The organism is Paenibacillus piri, from assembly GCF_004354045.1.
GTDB classification, from domain to species: domain Bacteria; phylum Bacillota; class Bacilli; order Paenibacillales; family NBRC-103111; genus Paenibacillus_S; species Paenibacillus_S piri.
This window is the reverse complement of the sequence record NZ_SMRT01000008.1, coordinates 165,981-181,540: the sequence shown is the minus strand read 5'-3', so window position 1 is coordinate 181,540 and position 15,560 is coordinate 165,981. Positions and strand designations below refer to the sequence as shown.

Sequence of the window (15,560 nt, the reverse complement as noted above, 5' to 3'; positions counted from 1 at the left end):
TCTTTATATTAATAGAGGCTGCCGGTATAAACTATGGGAACAGCCCCCTATTCACCGACAGCTCTCTAACGATGCGATAACCGGTACTGCTTCGGCGACATATTGACGTAGCGCTGGAAGGCGCGGTTCAAATTCCGCTCGGAATAGCCGACCATTTCAGCGATTTCCATCACGCTGTAATCGGTATCCTCAAGCAGCTTCTTCGCCTTGTTCACCTTGCTCTCCATCACGTACTCGACAAAGGAAACGCCCAGCTCCTTTTTAAACAGCTTGCTTAAGTAAGACGGACTAAGGCCGACCATATCGGCAAAATCGATGAGGGAATGATTCCCGCCCACATTTTCCTTGATCTGCTTGCATACGACTTGGATTGCCAGCTTGGCGCCCTTTTTCCGGCTCTCCTCGGTAATCCGTTTATATAACGGAAAGATGATTTCAATGAACCACTCATAAATTTCTCGTGACGTTTGCCGCGCTTTCAGCTGATCGAACCAGTTGTCCTCCAGCGAGTCAAGCATACCCGGCCCCTTCTCCTCCAGCGACTGAATAATCGAGGACAGCAGCACGTGATAGCACTGGTAAATCGTATTGTACGATTCGGAGCCCCGGACGATTTGGGCGAACTGGTTCAGCGCCTGCTCGGCAAGCTCCATTTCGCCGCGGGCTAGTGCGTCGACGATAATTTTTTCCTGCTCGTTCGGATAAAAAAACATGCTTTGCCGGCCCGTCTGCTCCATTTCCTCGGCGAACAGCACCGGATCGCTGTCATTAATGATGCGGTGCTGCAGCGCCAGCTTCGCTTCCCGGTACGATTCGGCCAGTGCGGCAATCCCTGAATACGCCTTGCCGACGCCAACCGACATCGAGAACGATAAATACGTTGCCAGCGCCTCCCGGATTTCAAGCGCAAACGCCTTCGTCCGCTCGCGAATCTCCCCCTCCGACGCCTCGCCGTTAAAATGAAGAATGGCAATCCCTTCTCGCTCGTTCTTCTCTAAAATATATCCGGTCAGCTGCGATTTAACAAGCAGCTCGTTCATGACATTCGTTACGGCGAACATGACAATAGAGCCTTCGCTAGGCAAAAACCGTTTTTCCTTGAACATGTTCTCCACGATTGCGACCAACACCACGAACGTGCCCTCGACCGGAATTTGCTGCTCGCGGCATTCGTCAAGCAGCGAGGCACGGCTGACAGCGCTTCCCGACAGCAGCTTTTGCAAAAACTGGTTGCGAATATTCGGACTGATCTTTTGCAAATAATGGTTCAGCGATTCCGACTGCTCGTTCAAATAGCTCAGGCACGATTTGATGTATTCGATATCGTTGCCATTCGGCGACAGCGGCTGGCCGTTGCCAATATGCTCGCCGTACCGGATCAACTGCTCGATCGGATTATAGGCCCGTTTGGATGCGAAATAGATCAGCAGCAAGGCGAATATAAGCAGCGCCAGCACGGAGCTGACGATCACCCAGCGAATCCACGTCAATTCCTTCGTCATCGCCCGTTCCGGCAGCAAGGATATATAGGTGCGGCCGAACGTCGTCTTATAATAAACCGCCAAATACCGCTCCTGCTTGTCGTCCAGGATCGTCATTTGCCCGGTTGGATTGTCGTCTTTGATAATTTCCTGCAGGCCGGCGAATAAAGCGGAGGATTGGCCCAGCGCGTTCCTGCCCTTGGAATGCAGAATGATGTTGTTGTGCGAGTCGAGCAGCATAAGCGACTGCTCCTTGGCAAACGAATAGTTGACCAGATTTTTTTCCAGCACGTCTTCCTGGACATGAATGGCCAGCACGCCCTGCGCCTGATCCCCGATCGTCATCAGAGGCAGCTTGCGAACGAAGGACAAATACCCGTCCTGGCTGGCATTGGGCAGGTGAACCCATTTGCCGGAACCGTCCATATGCATAATAATATCGATATCGTCGTGGTCCTTGTAGGCCATATAAGGCAAATAACCGTAATTGTTTGTCAACACCGCATTGGATAGTTTGTCGTACAGCATAATTTCGCTGATCAGGCTGCTCGAGTTTTTATGAACCTGAAACGTATTGAGTATCATCCCGAACAGCATGTAGTCGTCGAATTCGGGCTTGCCCATATTATCCTTGACCAGCGAATTGGCCGATATTTTAAGCGACTCAAGCTCCACCGCCGTAAGCACATTTTCCATCCGGTCCTTCAGCAGCGTGATCGAAGCAAGGTTGTCCACTTTGAATTGATCGGTCAGCTTGACGATGGAAAAGTGGTAATATGCGCTTCCGGCAAGCACGATCGGAATGGATACGGACAAGCAGCCGAACCAAATAAGCCGGTTTAAATAATTGGCTCGCGGCAGCAGCGGGTTGATGAATTGTCGTATGCGTTCTATCCACTTGCTCAGCATATCGATACCTCCGGGCTCCAAGTTGAAAAACAGACCGCTCATGCCGTGCCGTGATGGCACATCTATTATAGCACACGCATGAAGCTGATATAACAGAAAGAAGAAGGTCCGCGGGCAGCGCTTGTTCGGGCTGCCCCGGCCTTCTTATCCGTATTCAGGCGGGCTTGCGGCTTATTCCGTTTCCACTCGTAAGCATTCCCATACAAGCAGGCTCGGAACCGTGAAGGATACCGCCCCGGCTTCGTCGGTTCTGTAGGATAGCGCCTCGCCGGAAATAAGCTGCTGTACCGCTTTCACCCGGCCTCCGCCCGGCAGCCGGAGCTTGACCTCGATTTGCGTCAGCGGGATATTGGCCGTGAGTGGCCGGCGGCCGGCGCCGTTAACGAGGTGAATCAGCACATGGCCCTCTTTCTCGAACAGCGTAATTTGCAATCCCGGCATGTGCGTGACCTCAATCAGCGGCTCGTCTCCCAGGGCGTAGTCTACCGCATTGGCCAGCAGCTGGTAATGCTCGACCAATTTGTATTCATTGATCAGATGGCTGAGCGAGAACGGCATGTACAACGCGATGCCACGACCTATTTTATTAGTCAGCGCGAGCGGCAGCTCCGTATGGCTGACAGGCAGCGATGCTCGCTCCGGCGGACGTCCCACCGCATCCAGCGGCGAGAACGGCGGCACCAGCGTAGCCAATACCTGTGTCCGTTCCCCAGCAGGCGTCACGTATGCCACCTTGCCGCGGTGCGCTATCAGCTCCGTCTGCTCCAAGCCCTTCTGCAGCGGATTGCCTTGACCTTCAAACCGCAGGTAGGAAGCAGTCAGCGACTGGCTGACATAAATATCGTTGCCGATGCCGAGCAGCGCCAGCAGCTTTTCGTTCTTCGGAACGGCGCCTTCGACAATAACGCAGCCGCCCTGCTCGACATATGCGGAAATAATATCGACAAACGATTCCGTATACTTCATGCCTTCCGGAATAATAAGCGCCTTATACTGCGCTAACCGTTCCGGAACCGCCTGTTCGGTTAGCAACACATCAAACGGAACCTGCTTGTTGATCAAGCCGTCGGCCATTCCCTCGGCAGACGGATCGGCCGTCCACATCAAAGCGACCTGCGACAGCGGCGCTGCTCCGTCCATATCGGACTCGACCTGCTTCACATCCGCATTAAAAGCGGCTACGATTTCAAGAATCCGCTTGTCGCCGATCGTATCCGGGATGCCGGTCAAGGAATGCCAGATGCTTCCTCCATGCGCCGGAATTTGCGACAGCCAGAAGCGGTATTCGGCCGGCGGCAGTCCCGTATGCCGCCAGTCCATGCCCGGCGACGAGTGGACAATGCCGAACGGCGTCGGCCGGTCCGGCAGCGACCGTCCCAGCTTGATGCTGAGCGCCGGCTTCCAAAACTCCGGAATATGGTGATGGCCGAGCGACAAAATATCCTGCGGCTCGGTACACAGCATATCGGTCGTTTCCGCGCGGTCAAACAGGTTGTCGTGATATAGATTGTAGTATAAAATCATCGGAATATCTTTGTTTTTATTTTTAATCAAGGAATAAAACTTATCCATGTTGTCGCGCATGCAAGTGGAAGCCCAATCCTCGGCGAACTCTTTTTTGTTTGCGGGCAGCGGCTGGCCGTATTTCGCGGCATATTTCTGTCGGCACGCTTCACACCAGCAATCGCTGTAGCCCGGCGCATTAAAGAAAATGCCGTCAAGGTCGTAATTGCTGATGACCTCATCCAGAACCGGCAGCGCCACCGCCTCGTTGCGGTAAGCTCCGTTGATGCATGTATTCATCAGCATCGACCAGGGACCGGGTCTGTACAAGCCGACAATTTCCGGCTCGCCGTCCGTCTTTTTGGCAAACCATTGCGGCTTTTGCAAATAAATCGAATCCTCCGCCCGGCTGAAGTCGAAGCGGCCGATGAAACGAAGCCCTTCCTTGTGGCATGCCTCAATAACCGCTTTCAATAAATCAAACGATTGGGGCAAATATTCGTTTACGGTATGAAACGGCACCCTCGTCGGATACCAGGCGTAAATACCGGCAACGTTAAATACGATTGCGTTGGCTCCCATTTCTTTCATCTGCGATGCCAGCTTCTGCGGATCGATTAAGGCGGTGTCTTTAATTTGCAAATTCGGTTGAATGATACGAAGCGGCTTTTGCCACCAATCTCTTGCGGTCGTGTCCATATTTGTATTTGCCTCCTAAAAACGGTTACCGGAAGACTGGCCCGGTAACCGTTCGCGGTTAATTTAGACGGTTAATTTCAAACCTTGCCGAAGACTTATTTCTTGCCGTTAAATTCATCGTTGGACGCTTTATTTTCCTGGTAAGCTTTTTTCATATCAGGCAGATTGTTTATTTTATCTACATAAGCTTTGTATTCGTCCATCGAAATTTGACCGACGATCGCTTTTGTCACCATCGATTTCCACTCGTTTTCATATTTCGGCCAAGTGTTGTTAAACGTTGCCGAATAACGGTACGGATCGACTTTACCGATAGTGTCGTAAGCCTCAACCTCTTTTTTCTTCGCATCGTTGTAAGCTTTGTCGCCCGAAGCGCTTTCGACCTTACCCCATTTGGCATAAGCCAGCACGCCTGCGCCTTTGCTTGTTGTATTTACTTCTTTAACGCCTTGGTCCGTCAACACCTTTTGTCCGCCGACCACTTTATGGTGAATGCCTTCCAAGCCGTAATACGCGAAGTCGGTAATTTCATCGGATGCGGTATAATCGAAATATTTCAACAATTGCTTAACTTTGGCTTCAGGCACCTTTTTGGAAATGTAGTAGCCGCCGGACACGCCTGTCGACAAGACAACTGCAGCTCCTTTAGGTCCGGTTAACGTCAACTGGGTAATTTTTGCGCCCGGTTGAGTTTTGGAGATCGAATCTTCCCATTCCTTATCCCACCACACGCTGCGTACATAAGCTGCCGCCCGGCCGGTTTTAAACAGCTCTTCGGCTTGCGTCTTTTTCGTTACGGAAAATTCTTTGGACAACACGCCGTCCGCATACAGCCCTTTGAACCAGTTCACCATTTCGGTATATTGCGGAGTGAGACGCGTATCGATCATGCCGCCTTCTTGATTATATGTCGGATCCAAAGCGCCAAACGCCGCGGCGAATGCCAAGTCGCCGTCAGCCGCGATAACGCCGTGGCCGATTAGACCTAACGTATCCTTCTTGCCGTTGCCGTCCGGATCGCTTTCTACGATTTTTTTCAAAGCGGCGGCGTATTCATCCAACGTTTTCGGTACGGGAATATTCAGCTTATCCAGCCAGTCTTTACGGATTCTCATCCCTTGGTCGATCCGGGAGCGCGAACGCGGAACCGCGTAAATTTTACCGTCTACGGACAAATATTTCTCCCAGTTCGGAGCCATATTTTTCTTCAAATTCGGATATTCGCTGAAATCGCCCAGGAAAGGCGTCAAATCCCAGAACGCTCCGTTTTTTACGGCGCTGCGCAGTGTCGGCCAGGTTGCATCCGGGGAGGACACCACCTCGGGAAGATCGCCGGACGCCAGCAGCAGATCCATCTTCGTTTTCAGATCGCCGTCCGGCACCCATTCGATATCCAGCTTCGTGTTCGTTCTTTTTTGCCACTCTGTCCAATACGGGTTATTCATATCAGGCACTTCATTGTATAAGCCGGCAAACATTTTGATGGATAGAGGCTTATTGTCTTGCGCCGCAGGCGCTGTTTTACCTCCGGTTCCCGCAGTTGTGCCGCCGCTGCCGGAAGAACAGCCGGCGAGCAGCGAGCCGCCCATGACTACAGACAGCAATACTGCCGGAAGCTTGGTTTTCATTTGATTCGATTTCATCGTTTTTTCCTCCCTAAATGTTGTGGGCAATCTTTGCCTTGCCTTTTACGACCAACCCTTGCTTTTATTTAAGTTAACCGGCGCGTTACGGGATTAACCTTATCCCTTAACGGAGCCGAGCATAACCCCTTTGGCAAAATGCTTTTGCAGGAACGGATAAATCAGCAAAATCGGCGCCATGGATAAAACAATCGAAGCCATCCGGATCGTTTCCTGCGGAATCACTCGGTCGTCGCCGCCCGCTCCGGCCTGCCCGACCCCTGTGGAGTCGGAATCGACAACAAGCGTTTTGACCAACACCTGGAGCGTCCACTTTTTGGAATCCGAAATATAAATAAGCGCATTAAAATACGTGTTCCAATGACTAACGGCGAAAAACAATGTAAATGCGGCAATCGCCGGCATCGATAGCGGGATGACGATCCTCAAAAATACACCGATATCGGAGCAGCCATCAATTTTACCCGAATCCTCCAGCTCGGAGGGCAGCGACTCCAGGAAGCTTTTAATTACAATCAAGCTCCAGGCATTCGTCAGCGACGGCCAGATTAAAGCCCACAAGGAATTCAGCAAGCCCAGTTCCTTCACCAGCAAATAGCTGGGAACAATCCCCGCGCTAAACACCAGCGTAAACACAACGAAGCTCAACATCACTCCGCGGCCCGGCATCGACTTTTTGGTCAGCGCATAGGCCATGGTGAACGAAACGAGAATATTCAGCACCGTTCCCACTACCGTTACGAATACCGTGCTTTTTAAAGCGTTCAGGAAGCTGTTCGTCGATAAGATGTACTTGTACGAGGACAGCGACCAGGAATCCGGGAACAAATAAAACTTGAGCGGAACGTACGCCTTCGGATCGGTGAACGATACGCTGAATACATATAGAAAAGGGAAAATACAAGTTATCGATATAAGGGCAAGAAGCGCGTAATTCACCCAGTCAAACAACGTCAATTGCTTCTTCGCTACAAAGCTCATACGAAGCGCCTCCTTTCTTAGTAAATTCCTTCATGTCCGAGCTTTTTAACAATATAATTGCTTACGATGACCAACACAAAGCCGACAACGCCTTTAAACATGCCGACCGTTATCCCCATACTGATTTGCCCCTTCAAAATACCGTGGGTATAGGCGTACGTATCAAATACTTCGGCTACCGACAAGACCAGCGGATTCATCATGAGCAAAATTTGTTCGAAGCCGACATCCGCCATATGGCCAAGCCGCAAAATTAACAGGATGATGATGGTCGGTCTGATCGCAGGCAATGTAATATGCCAGATTTGCCGCCACCGGTTGGCTCCGTCCACCACAGCCGCCTCATACCGCTGCGGATCGACGCCTGCCATCGCCGCGAGGAAGATGATCGTGCCCCAGCCCGCCTCTTTCCACATGCTCTGCGCGGTCAGCAGCCCCCAGAAATAATTCGGATTGGACAGGAAGGAAATCGTCTCATGACCCGATTCGCTTATGAGCTTATTGATGATCCCGACATCCGTCGAAAGGATAAAAAACGTCATACTGGCTACGACAACCCACGATAAAAAATGCGGCAAATACACGATCGATTGGTTAAACCGCTTAAATGTTTCGTGCCTGACCTCGTTTAGCATTAACGCCAGCAGGATCGGAATCGGAAACAGGAAGACGAGCCCGAATATATTGATTGCAAACGTATTGCGCATCATGATATAGAAATTGGCGTCGGAAAACAGCTCGGAGAAATATTTGAAGCCGACCCATTCGCTGCCGGTAAAGCCCGAGTAAGGGTTGTATTCTTTAAAAGCGAGCAGCAGCCCCCACATCGGAACAAATTTGAAAATAATAAAATATAAAACTCCGGGGAGCGCAAGCAGATACATATACTTGTGCAGCACAATCCGCTTCCATAATGCGGAATTTCCGCCGGCTGATTTGGCATTAATTGATTTGTTGCTGGCAATGCTTGATTGCTGCATCGTATGACGCCTCCTTTTCAAAATCCGGCAAAGCAGCGCCGGAAGCTCATTCCTTTCTAGTTAACCGGCTCCAGTACGATAGCGTCATACAGCCGCAACGCATCCACCGTAATTACGAGGCTGCCGTCCGGCCCGGAAACCGCCGGAACATCCTGCTGCCGCTTCAAGCTGTAAGCCTTGCAGGCACTGCCGGGCACCTGCAGCTTGATGCGGATGTCGGCTAACGGAATCGGATCGCCGTAAGTAACTCCGTTAAATCCTGACAGATTAAGCAGCTGAACCATATACGAGTTCGCACCGATTTTGTTTGCGAACAGCTCGACCGACTGCGGCGCATCCGTCTGCACGACATATCGGCCGTCCAGCATAACATCGAGCATATCGGTCAGTATCCGCTTGTGGTCCTCGTAGCCGTACTTGTAATACAAGAGTCCGGCCTCCCACGGCAAGTAAGCGCCTTTGTCCTTGCGAAGCCCCGCGCCGTACTCGGCGGAAATCCGGTGCCCGTACGCCCGCTCCGGCGGGCCGAAGGTGGAGGGCTGCACGAACGGCAGCAGCTTCAGCTGATCCTCGCCTTCGAAAGCGACCTTGCCGAACGTTTCGCCGACGATCACCCAGTCGCGGGCCGGGAAGCTTCGGAATACCGTTTTATCCGACGTCTCGAGATAAGCGGGAATCGTATCTGTCGTCGTCCCGGTATATTTCGCCCGGAACAGCTCGTACAGCGCCTCCTTGTTGTGGTCGTCGCCGGTCAACGCATGTCCCGTCGCAACGATCCGGACGCCGCCTTGCTGCAGCTCCCGCAGCGCATTCAGTTGGGCGTCGTCCATGCACCGGATACCCGGGACGATCAGCGCCCGGACACCGCGCAGCTGCTCCAGCTTGTCCGCCAGCCTGGCCTGAGGTACGACGTCAAACTGGATATGCCGCTCCTTCATCATTTTGAAGAGGCCCAAGTATTCCTTCGGATTCGCGCGGTCCAGCGGATCCGGCTTGATCAGCACGGCATCGGCCATCGAGCCCAATTGGCCGAAATAACGTTCATGCTCCTTGTGGAACCTGAACACCTCCTGCGCAGCCGCCACATTTTCCTGATCCGGGTAACCTTCGAACGTGCCGATGATACAGAAATCGAGCCCCGACCCGCTGGCTATGCTTTCGTACAGACGGATCTGCACTTCATTGGCCGCGACGCCGGTAAACCGGTACGTTAAATCGATCGCGTTGATGCAGCAGTTGCTGATCAGTTTGTCGTCCCATCCGTCCTCAATCGACTTGACATTTTCCGAAGCGGAATACAGCCATACCGGATGCGGCCTGCCGAGCGCCGTATTGGACTCGTTGCGGACAATATCGACTCGATGGGTATGGTAGGTGCACAAGGCAATCTCCGGATTTTTCCGTTTGACCAGCGCATGAATCGAATCCAAAATTTGTTTCGTCGTCACTGCCTGAAACTGTTTGTAAGCCTGGTACACTTCATTGCCCTGGTCCCGGCTCTCCGGCAGCTCCATGCCGTACATGTCCCTGAACCTGCGCTTGCAATTGTCGCAGTAGCACAAACCGTAATCGTTGCCGCTGTAATCCCGGGTCTGATAGCCGAACATATTGAAGAAAATACCGTCAACCGGATAATGATCGAGCACTTCCTCTATTATTTTCAGCGAATATTCCTGCTGATAGCCCCCGTTGATGCACGTATGGACGATGCCGTGATAGTTCACTTCCTTGCCTTCTTTGGTCCGGTAGTACCATTCCGGCCGCCGCGCAAACAGGCTCTCATGCGTTTTGCTGAAGTCGAATCTTGCGATAAAACGCATCCCGTTGGCGTGAGCCTTGGCGACCGCCTCGCCGAGCAAGTCTTTTTTTAAGTACGGAGTCACATAATGATGCTCCAGCTTGCTCGGATAAAAAGCGAAAATGCCCCCGGCATTCAGCATCAGCACATTCGCTTCAAATTGGCGGAGCTGCGATATTAATAAGTCGACATCGAGGTCCGCATCAATTTCCCGCAAATTGTTTTGGATCAGCCTCAGCCGGTTGTCCTGCCACCATGCCATATGCCATTTCTCCTTCCAGCCCGCCGGTAAAAGCAAGGCAGCGATTCTCTCTACACGCTTGATTATAAATGGAGCGGAATGGGCATAAAACGGACATTTCGCAGCTTTCCGGCCGCTTGCGCCGCTGTACGTTTCTTGTCCGGTTTCAAGGTATTCCGATTGCAGCGCACGCAGGGCGCATGCGGACAGCGCCGGAAACGGATGACCAAAATTGTCCGGTCGCCGCAGGCTGCCGCAGTAAGGGTCAACGGACAGCTTCGGCTTCGGTTCGGCCCGTGCCCGACGGACATTCGTACGGCGCGGTCATGAATCGCCGCGGCAGCAATAATTGTCCGCAGGCTGCCGGTTAGGCGGCGCCGCGGGGATGAAGCCCATGCTGCAAAATTCGATGGATGCAGCCATTAAGGATCAACAGCTTCGCCGTCCTAAGGAGACGTGCGCGTTTGACAAGGTTGTGCGAAGCAAAGGAAAAAGACATATACTTTTTTGGCAACTGAAAAAAGCTTACCCGACCGCCTGATAGCAAGTCGGATAAGCTTGTTTAGCCGCAAATATTAGAAGAAGCCGTCGAAGCCTCCAAAACCGAAAGGCGAAAAGCCGAAGCCTCCAAAAGCAAAAGGAGAAGTGCCGATAGCCAGCAAATCAAACAATACGAGCGGGATGAACGCCGATGTTTGCACCCGCTTGCCTTTAACCGGCGCCAAGATGAGCCGGTTGCCGCTAATGCGGACCAGTTTGCCGCTTACCACAGAACCATCCTTCTTGAGCGCATATACCGTTTTGCCGACCATCTTACGGACATCCTGTTTGCGAACCGTTTTGTTCATTGAGTCCACCTCCATACATAGCGTCGGGTCTTAACCCGCTTTGATAAGGGAATTACGCTATATTGTACGAAGGCAAAGTGCGGATTGCTTGTTCAACCGTCTATATTCGGAGAAAGATGGGTAGTCTTGCACAGGCTCTCTGCAAGGTGAACGGATGCCGGAAACAGGAGCAACCGGCGCGCGCCTGATCTGAATCACGGCGCCGCAAGCCCCCCGGCATAAGGCTGCAATCGCCGGCCCGCAGCGGCATCGGGATTAACCGGCGCCATAAAGCGCCGCAGCGCGCACCGGAAGCGGTGCGCGCTGCGAAAATGCCCAGCCCGCCCGATTTCGAACAGCTGGCTCTGCACGGATCAAGCTTTGCGCAACCGCCCCAGCTCAATCGTAATCGCTTCAATTTCACTGATGCTGAATTGGGATTTGCTCGCCACCATCTCATAAATATCCTTTAAATCCTCGTACTGTTCGTCGCTCAGCTGCGTAGCCTTCAGAGCCGCCCCCGTTGCCATTCGCAGCCTCTTCTTGATCTCCTCGATCATAAATTCGGAATTTGGCAATGTGTTTTCCGCTAAATTCATCGTTCTCATCCTTTCGATGCAGCGCGCGTCGTTTGGATAACGAATCGTACGCAGCCGCTTTTCGTTCATACTCCCCATTTTAGCATGTTTGGCGATGAATCGCGCATTGTATTATAATGGATGCCAAACGAGGATTCTTCTGCACAACAATAGAAATCATGTCAACATGGACCAGGGGGCGATTGCATTGATTCATACACTGCGCATCCAAACGAACCGGCGTGACGAAATGATCGACATTACCCGGCTCGTCAGCGGACTGCTAAAGCAGGAGCAGGAACCGGCCGACAACGGTATGGCCGTCATCTACTCCCCGCATACAACGGCGGGCATTGCGATAAACGAAAACGCAGACCCTGACGTGAGGCGGGACGTTCTGATGCGGCTGAACGAGGTTTATCCGTGGGAGCACCCGCAGTATCAGCATGCCGAAGGCAATACCGCGGCGCATCTTAAAGCGATCACCACCGGTACGTCGCAAACCGTGCTTATCGCCGGAGGACGGCTCGTTCTCGGGCGCTGGCAGGGCATCTACTTCTGCGAGTTCGACGGTCCGCGCGAGCGCAGCTGCCTCGTACAATTTATACGCGGCTAACCGATCCGGTATGACTGCCGGCTGCTCTTCGGAAACCGGCGGTTTCCCGGGCGGCGGCTACCAGTTCATTTGTTCTCCGGAAGCGGCGGCAATATAGATAGAGGGACTGCCCCTTATTTGGAATCCAGCCCCTCGCATAAAAATTTGACATGCTGCTCCGCCAGCTTTTTGACATCCTCATAGGACTGGCGGTAGCGGATATTATATGAAATAAAGCCGTGCATCGACATAAACAGGCTCCATGGCAAGCTGTACATTTTATGCTCGTGGCCCGGCTTGCGCGAGATGACCGATCGCACGACCGTGGCGAACAGCTCGAGGCATTGCGCTTGTTCGGTTCGGGAGTAGCGCTGCAGTTCCGCATCGTTGATCATAAACATAATCTCGTAATGGTAAGGATTTTCCAGACCGAACTGGATAAACGCCAGCATCAGCTTTTCCAGTTGGCCTATATCGCCCATTCTGGAACGGGCGAGCATCGCTTTCTGCCGCTCGAGCAGCATCGTGAAATCTTCCGTTACCAGCGCGTAGAACAACTCCGCTTTTTCGTTAAAATGATAGTAAAGCGCTCCGTGACTGTAGCCCATCGCTTTGGCGATGCTGCGCATCGTTAAAGTATGATAGCCATATTCGGCAAAAAGCTGCCGCGCCTCCTCCAAAATTCGCTCCCGGCTCAGCTCCTGCGCCACTGCTTTCCTGGCCAATGCGATTCAGCTCGCTTTCGTTAAATAATACTCTCACTCTCTCTCCTAGTCTATCATGTTATAGCTGCAAAGCAAGAGAAATCGTAACGTCCGTCGCGGCTTTGTGAAGCGGCTTCGCCGCTGCCCGTTCCACGAGCTCCTCTGCTTCTCGATTGCGGTACCATCTCGATCCGACCATGAGCGCTACGGTTCTTCTACAATGCTTTCGGATGGCCAAACGCTAGCGCTCCGACGGCCGTGCGGCGAGCTGCGCCGCAGCCCGCAAAAACCGCGCCCATCCTCATGTCGCAGCAGCCGCATCATGCTCGACATACCGTTCCTCGCCAAGCGTTATAAGGCCTTGGCCCTGCGTCACATCCGTCATCCAGACTGTGAAGCTTTCCGCATCTCCGGCAAGCGGCAAACAAGTTAACATTACTTTGTCGGTAAATGCCGTCTCGCCCATCAGCATGTCGCGGTTGCGCAGCTCGTTTTCCACCTTACCGTGCCACGTATAATCGATTTCGATAAACACTTCCCTGTGCAGCACCTGATAGACCGGCTCCGCCGCCGCGATACCAACGACCGCTCCGTCGGTATAAGCGCGGATCAGCCCGCCCGCTCCCAGCATAATGCCGCCGAAATAACGGGTGACGACGACCGCGATGTTTTTCAGTCCCTGGTTTTTGATTACCTCGAGAATCGGCTTGCCCGCGGTGCCGCTCGGCTCGCCGTCGTCGGACTGCTTCTGGATTTCGTCGCGCTCTCCGATCATATAGGCCGAGCAGTTATGCGTCGCCATCGAATGCTCTTTCTTGATGCTCTGAATAAATTGAACCGCTTCCTCCTCGGTCGCAACCGGCTTCGCATGCCCGATAAACCGCGATTTTTTGATTACGATTTCAGCCGATCCGAACTGCCTGACTGTTTTGTATTTCGCCAGCATCTTCGATCCCTCTCCTTTCTTGCCCGGCAAGCTTGCATTCGAGCGTCTTTATGCGGTTCTCGCCCGGTTGCCTGTCTTGCTTGAAAAAAAAGCAGCACACCGCTTAAGGTGAACCGCTTTTTTTATCGTTAACCCGTATCTGCACGGCAAGCCGTCAAGCCAAGCTGTCCGACGAGAAAGCGGCGTCCGCGCCGCTCCCGTCCGGGGCATGCCGTTTATGCAGCGACCGCGAAGCCTCTTACTTCGACAGTCTGGCTTCCAGCTCCGCCTTTTCTTTCTCATAGCCCGGTTTGCCGAGCAGCGCGAACATATTCGCCTTGTACGCCTCTACGCCCGGCTGGTCGAACGGATTGACGCCCAGCAGGTAGCCGCTCAGGCCGCAAGCTTTTTCAAAGAAATAGACCATATAACCGAATGTGTACGCGCTTGTGTCCGGAAGCGTTACGATCAGGTTCGGCACGCCGCCGTCCGTATGGGCCAGCATTGTTCCTTCAAACGCTTTTTTATTGACGAAATCCATCGTCTTGCCGCTCAGGAAATTCAGCCCGTCCAAATTGTCGGCATCCGTACCGATCGTGATTTGCTCGGCTACTTCAGCGACCTGAATCACGGTTTCGAACAGCGTCCGGTTGCCGTCCTGGATGAACTGCCCCATCGAGTGCAAATCCGTAGAGAAATCGACCGAAGCCGGGAAAATGCCCTTATAGTCTTTTCCTTCGCTTTCGCCGAACAATTGCTTCCACCATTCCGATACAAAATGAAGCGAAGGCTCGTAGTTGACGAGAATTTCCGTCGTTTTGCCTTTGCGGTACAGCGCATTGCGCACAGCCGCGTATTGGTAGCTTTCGTTTTCGCTCAAATTCGGGCTCGAATACGCTTCTCTCGCATCCGCTGCGCCCTGCATCATCGCCGCAATATCGACACCCGCTGTCGCAATCGGCAAAAGCCCGACTGCAGTCAGCACGGAGTAACGTCCGCCTACATCGTCGGGAATGACGAAGGACTCGTAGCCTTCCTCGTTGGCGAGCTTTTTCAACGCGCCCCTGGCCTGGTCGGTCGTTGCGTATATACGTTTGCGCGCCGCTTCTTTGCCGTACTTTTTCTCGAGCAGCTCGCGGAAAATGCGGAATGCGATCGCAGGCTCGGTCGTCGTGCCCGATTTGGAGATCACGTTGACTGAAATATCTTTCCCTTCCAAAAGCTGCAGTAAATGCGTCACATAGGTGGAGCTGATGTTGTTGCCGACGAAGTAAATTTCAGGCGTCTTGCGCTTGCCCTTCGGCAGCAGGTTATAGAACGAATGGGACAGCATTTCGATCGCTGCGCGCGCGCCCAGGTACGAGCCGCCGATCCCGATCACGACGAGCGCATCCGAATCCGACTGGATTTGCCGAGCCGATTTTTGAATACGGGCGAATTCTTCTTTATCATAGTTAACCGGCAGGTCGATCCAACCCAAGTAATCGGAGCCCGCTCCCGTCTTATTATGTAATTGCTCGTGCGCCACCTGAACCGGGCCGGCCAAGTAATCCACCTCGTGCTGTTGAATAAATGAAAGAGCTTTGCTGTAGTCGAACTTAAGCTTCGCGCTCATGAAACATCCCCCTTAATGTTAGTTAATAACTTGCATCGCAAATCATAAACATCGTTAATCGCGCCGGAAAAAAGCTCTGCA

Annotated in this window: 13 protein-coding genes; 2 read left to right on the top strand and 11 right to left on the bottom strand. The window is 52.8% G+C overall.

What is annotated here, in order from left to right:
- Positions 1-65 precede the first annotated feature (65 nt).
- The 6 genes from E1757_RS17880 to E1757_RS17855 all read right to left on the bottom strand — a co-directional run bounded on the left by E1757_RS17880 (position 66) and on the right by E1757_RS17855 (position 10,256).
- Positions 66-2,390, bottom strand: coding sequence for an AraC family transcriptional regulator (locus tag E1757_RS17880; RefSeq protein WP_165972165.1), 2,325 nt, complete (start codon positions 2,388-2,390; stop codon positions 66-68).
- 171 nt (positions 2,391-2,561) lie between these two features.
- Positions 2,562-4,592, bottom strand: coding sequence for an alpha-amylase family protein (locus tag E1757_RS17875; RefSeq protein ID WP_133230519.1), 2,031 nt, complete (start codon positions 4,590-4,592; stop codon positions 2,562-2,564).
- Between the two features lie 95 nt (positions 4,593-4,687).
- The gene (locus E1757_RS17870) at positions 4,688-6,235 is read right to left on the bottom strand and encodes a type 2 periplasmic-binding domain-containing protein (RefSeq protein ID WP_246079252.1); all 1,548 of its coding nucleotides are present in this window, start codon (positions 6,233-6,235) and stop codon (positions 4,688-4,690) included.
- Between the two features lie 99 nt (positions 6,236-6,334).
- Entirely contained in the window at positions 6,335-7,216 is an 882-nt protein-coding gene (locus E1757_RS17865; RefSeq protein ID WP_133230517.1) for a carbohydrate ABC transporter permease, read from the bottom strand.
- Positions 7,217-7,233: 17 nt separating this feature from the next.
- Positions 7,234-8,196, bottom strand: coding sequence for an ABC transporter permease (locus E1757_RS17860; protein ID WP_133230515.1), 963 nt, complete (start codon positions 8,194-8,196; stop codon positions 7,234-7,236).
- Between the two features lie 56 nt (positions 8,197-8,252).
- On the bottom strand, positions 8,253-10,256 hold the full coding sequence (locus tag E1757_RS17855; protein WP_133230513.1) for an alpha-amylase family protein: 2,004 nt from the start codon (positions 10,254-10,256) through the stop codon (positions 8,253-8,255).
- A 68-nt stretch (positions 10,257-10,324) separates the two neighbouring features.
- Between E1757_RS17855 and E1757_RS17850 the strand changes: the two genes are divergently transcribed.
- The gene (locus E1757_RS17850) at positions 10,325-10,606 is read left to right on the top strand and encodes a hypothetical protein (protein ID WP_133230511.1); all 282 of its coding nucleotides are present in this window, start codon (positions 10,325-10,327) and stop codon (positions 10,604-10,606) included.
- A 204-nt stretch (positions 10,607-10,810) separates the two neighbouring features.
- Here E1757_RS17850 and E1757_RS17845 read toward each other — a convergent pair whose 3' ends face one another.
- Together E1757_RS17845 and E1757_RS17840 are read right to left on the bottom strand one after the other, a co-directional pair.
- Positions 10,811-11,083, bottom strand: coding sequence for a 50S ribosomal protein L33 (locus E1757_RS17845; protein ID WP_133230509.1), 273 nt, complete (start codon positions 11,081-11,083; stop codon positions 10,811-10,813).
- A 353-nt stretch (positions 11,084-11,436) separates the two neighbouring features.
- On the bottom strand, positions 11,437-11,661 hold the full coding sequence (locus E1757_RS17840; RefSeq protein WP_133230507.1) for a DUF1128 domain-containing protein: 225 nt from the start codon (positions 11,659-11,661) through the stop codon (positions 11,437-11,439).
- A 187-nt stretch (positions 11,662-11,848) separates the two neighbouring features.
- Between E1757_RS17840 and E1757_RS17835 the strand changes: the two genes are divergently transcribed.
- Entirely contained in the window at positions 11,849-12,256 is a 408-nt protein-coding gene (locus tag E1757_RS17835; protein ID WP_133230505.1) for a secondary thiamine-phosphate synthase enzyme YjbQ, read from the top strand.
- A gap of 113 nt (positions 12,257-12,369) precedes the next feature.
- On the opposite strand, the gene E1757_RS17830 is transcribed toward E1757_RS17835, so the two are convergent.
- From E1757_RS17830 to E1757_RS17820, 3 genes are all read right to left on the bottom strand, one after another.
- The gene (locus tag E1757_RS17830) at positions 12,370-12,960 is read right to left on the bottom strand and encodes a TetR/AcrR family transcriptional regulator (protein ID WP_133230503.1); all 591 of its coding nucleotides are present in this window, start codon (positions 12,958-12,960) and stop codon (positions 12,370-12,372) included.
- Between the two features lie 280 nt (positions 12,961-13,240).
- On the bottom strand, positions 13,241-13,885 hold the full coding sequence (locus E1757_RS17825; RefSeq protein ID WP_133230501.1) for a YigZ family protein: 645 nt from the start codon (positions 13,883-13,885) through the stop codon (positions 13,241-13,243).
- A 238-nt stretch (positions 13,886-14,123) separates the two neighbouring features.
- Positions 14,124-15,479 (bottom strand): glucose-6-phosphate isomerase, encoded by a 1,356-nt coding sequence (locus E1757_RS17820; protein ID WP_133230499.1) that lies wholly within the window; start codon positions 15,477-15,479, stop codon positions 14,124-14,126.
- Positions 15,480-15,560 lie beyond the last annotated feature (81 nt).

Excerpts from the sequence above, each read along its gene's own strand:
- E1757_RS17880 (WP_165972165.1), bottom strand. The coding sequence starts at position 2,390 with ATGCTGAGCAAGTGGATAGAACGCATACGACAATTCATCAACCCGCTG.
- E1757_RS17875 (WP_133230519.1), bottom strand. The coding sequence starts at position 4,592 with ATGGACACGACCGCAAGAGATTGGTGGCAAAAGCCGCTTCGTATCATT.
- E1757_RS17870 (WP_246079252.1), bottom strand. The coding sequence starts at position 6,235 with ATGAAATCGAATCAAATGAAAACCAAGCTTCCGGCAGTATTGCTGTCT.
- E1757_RS17865 (WP_133230517.1), bottom strand. The coding sequence starts at position 7,216 with ATGAGCTTTGTAGCGAAGAAGCAATTGACGTTGTTTGACTGGGTGAAT.
- E1757_RS17860 (WP_133230515.1), bottom strand. The coding sequence starts at position 8,196 with ATGCAGCAATCAAGCATTGCCAGCAACAAATCAATTAATGCCAAATCA.
- E1757_RS17855 (WP_133230513.1), bottom strand. The coding sequence starts at position 10,256 with ATGGCATGGTGGCAGGACAACCGGCTGAGGCTGATCCAAAACAATTTG.
- E1757_RS17850 (WP_133230511.1), top strand. The coding sequence starts at position 10,325 with ATGGAGCGGAATGGGCATAAAACGGACATTTCGCAGCTTTCCGGCCGC.
- E1757_RS17845 (WP_133230509.1), bottom strand. The coding sequence starts at position 11,083 with ATGAACAAAACGGTTCGCAAACAGGATGTCCGTAAGATGGTCGGCAAA.
- E1757_RS17840 (WP_133230507.1), bottom strand. The coding sequence starts at position 11,661 with ATGAATTTAGCGGAAAACACATTGCCAAATTCCGAATTTATGATCGAG.
- E1757_RS17825 (WP_133230501.1), bottom strand. The coding sequence starts at position 13,885 with ATGCTGGCGAAATACAAAACAGTCAGGCAGTTCGGATCGGCTGAAATC.
- E1757_RS17820 (WP_133230499.1), bottom strand. The coding sequence starts at position 15,479 with ATGAGCGCGAAGCTTAAGTTCGACTACAGCAAAGCTCTTTCATTTATT.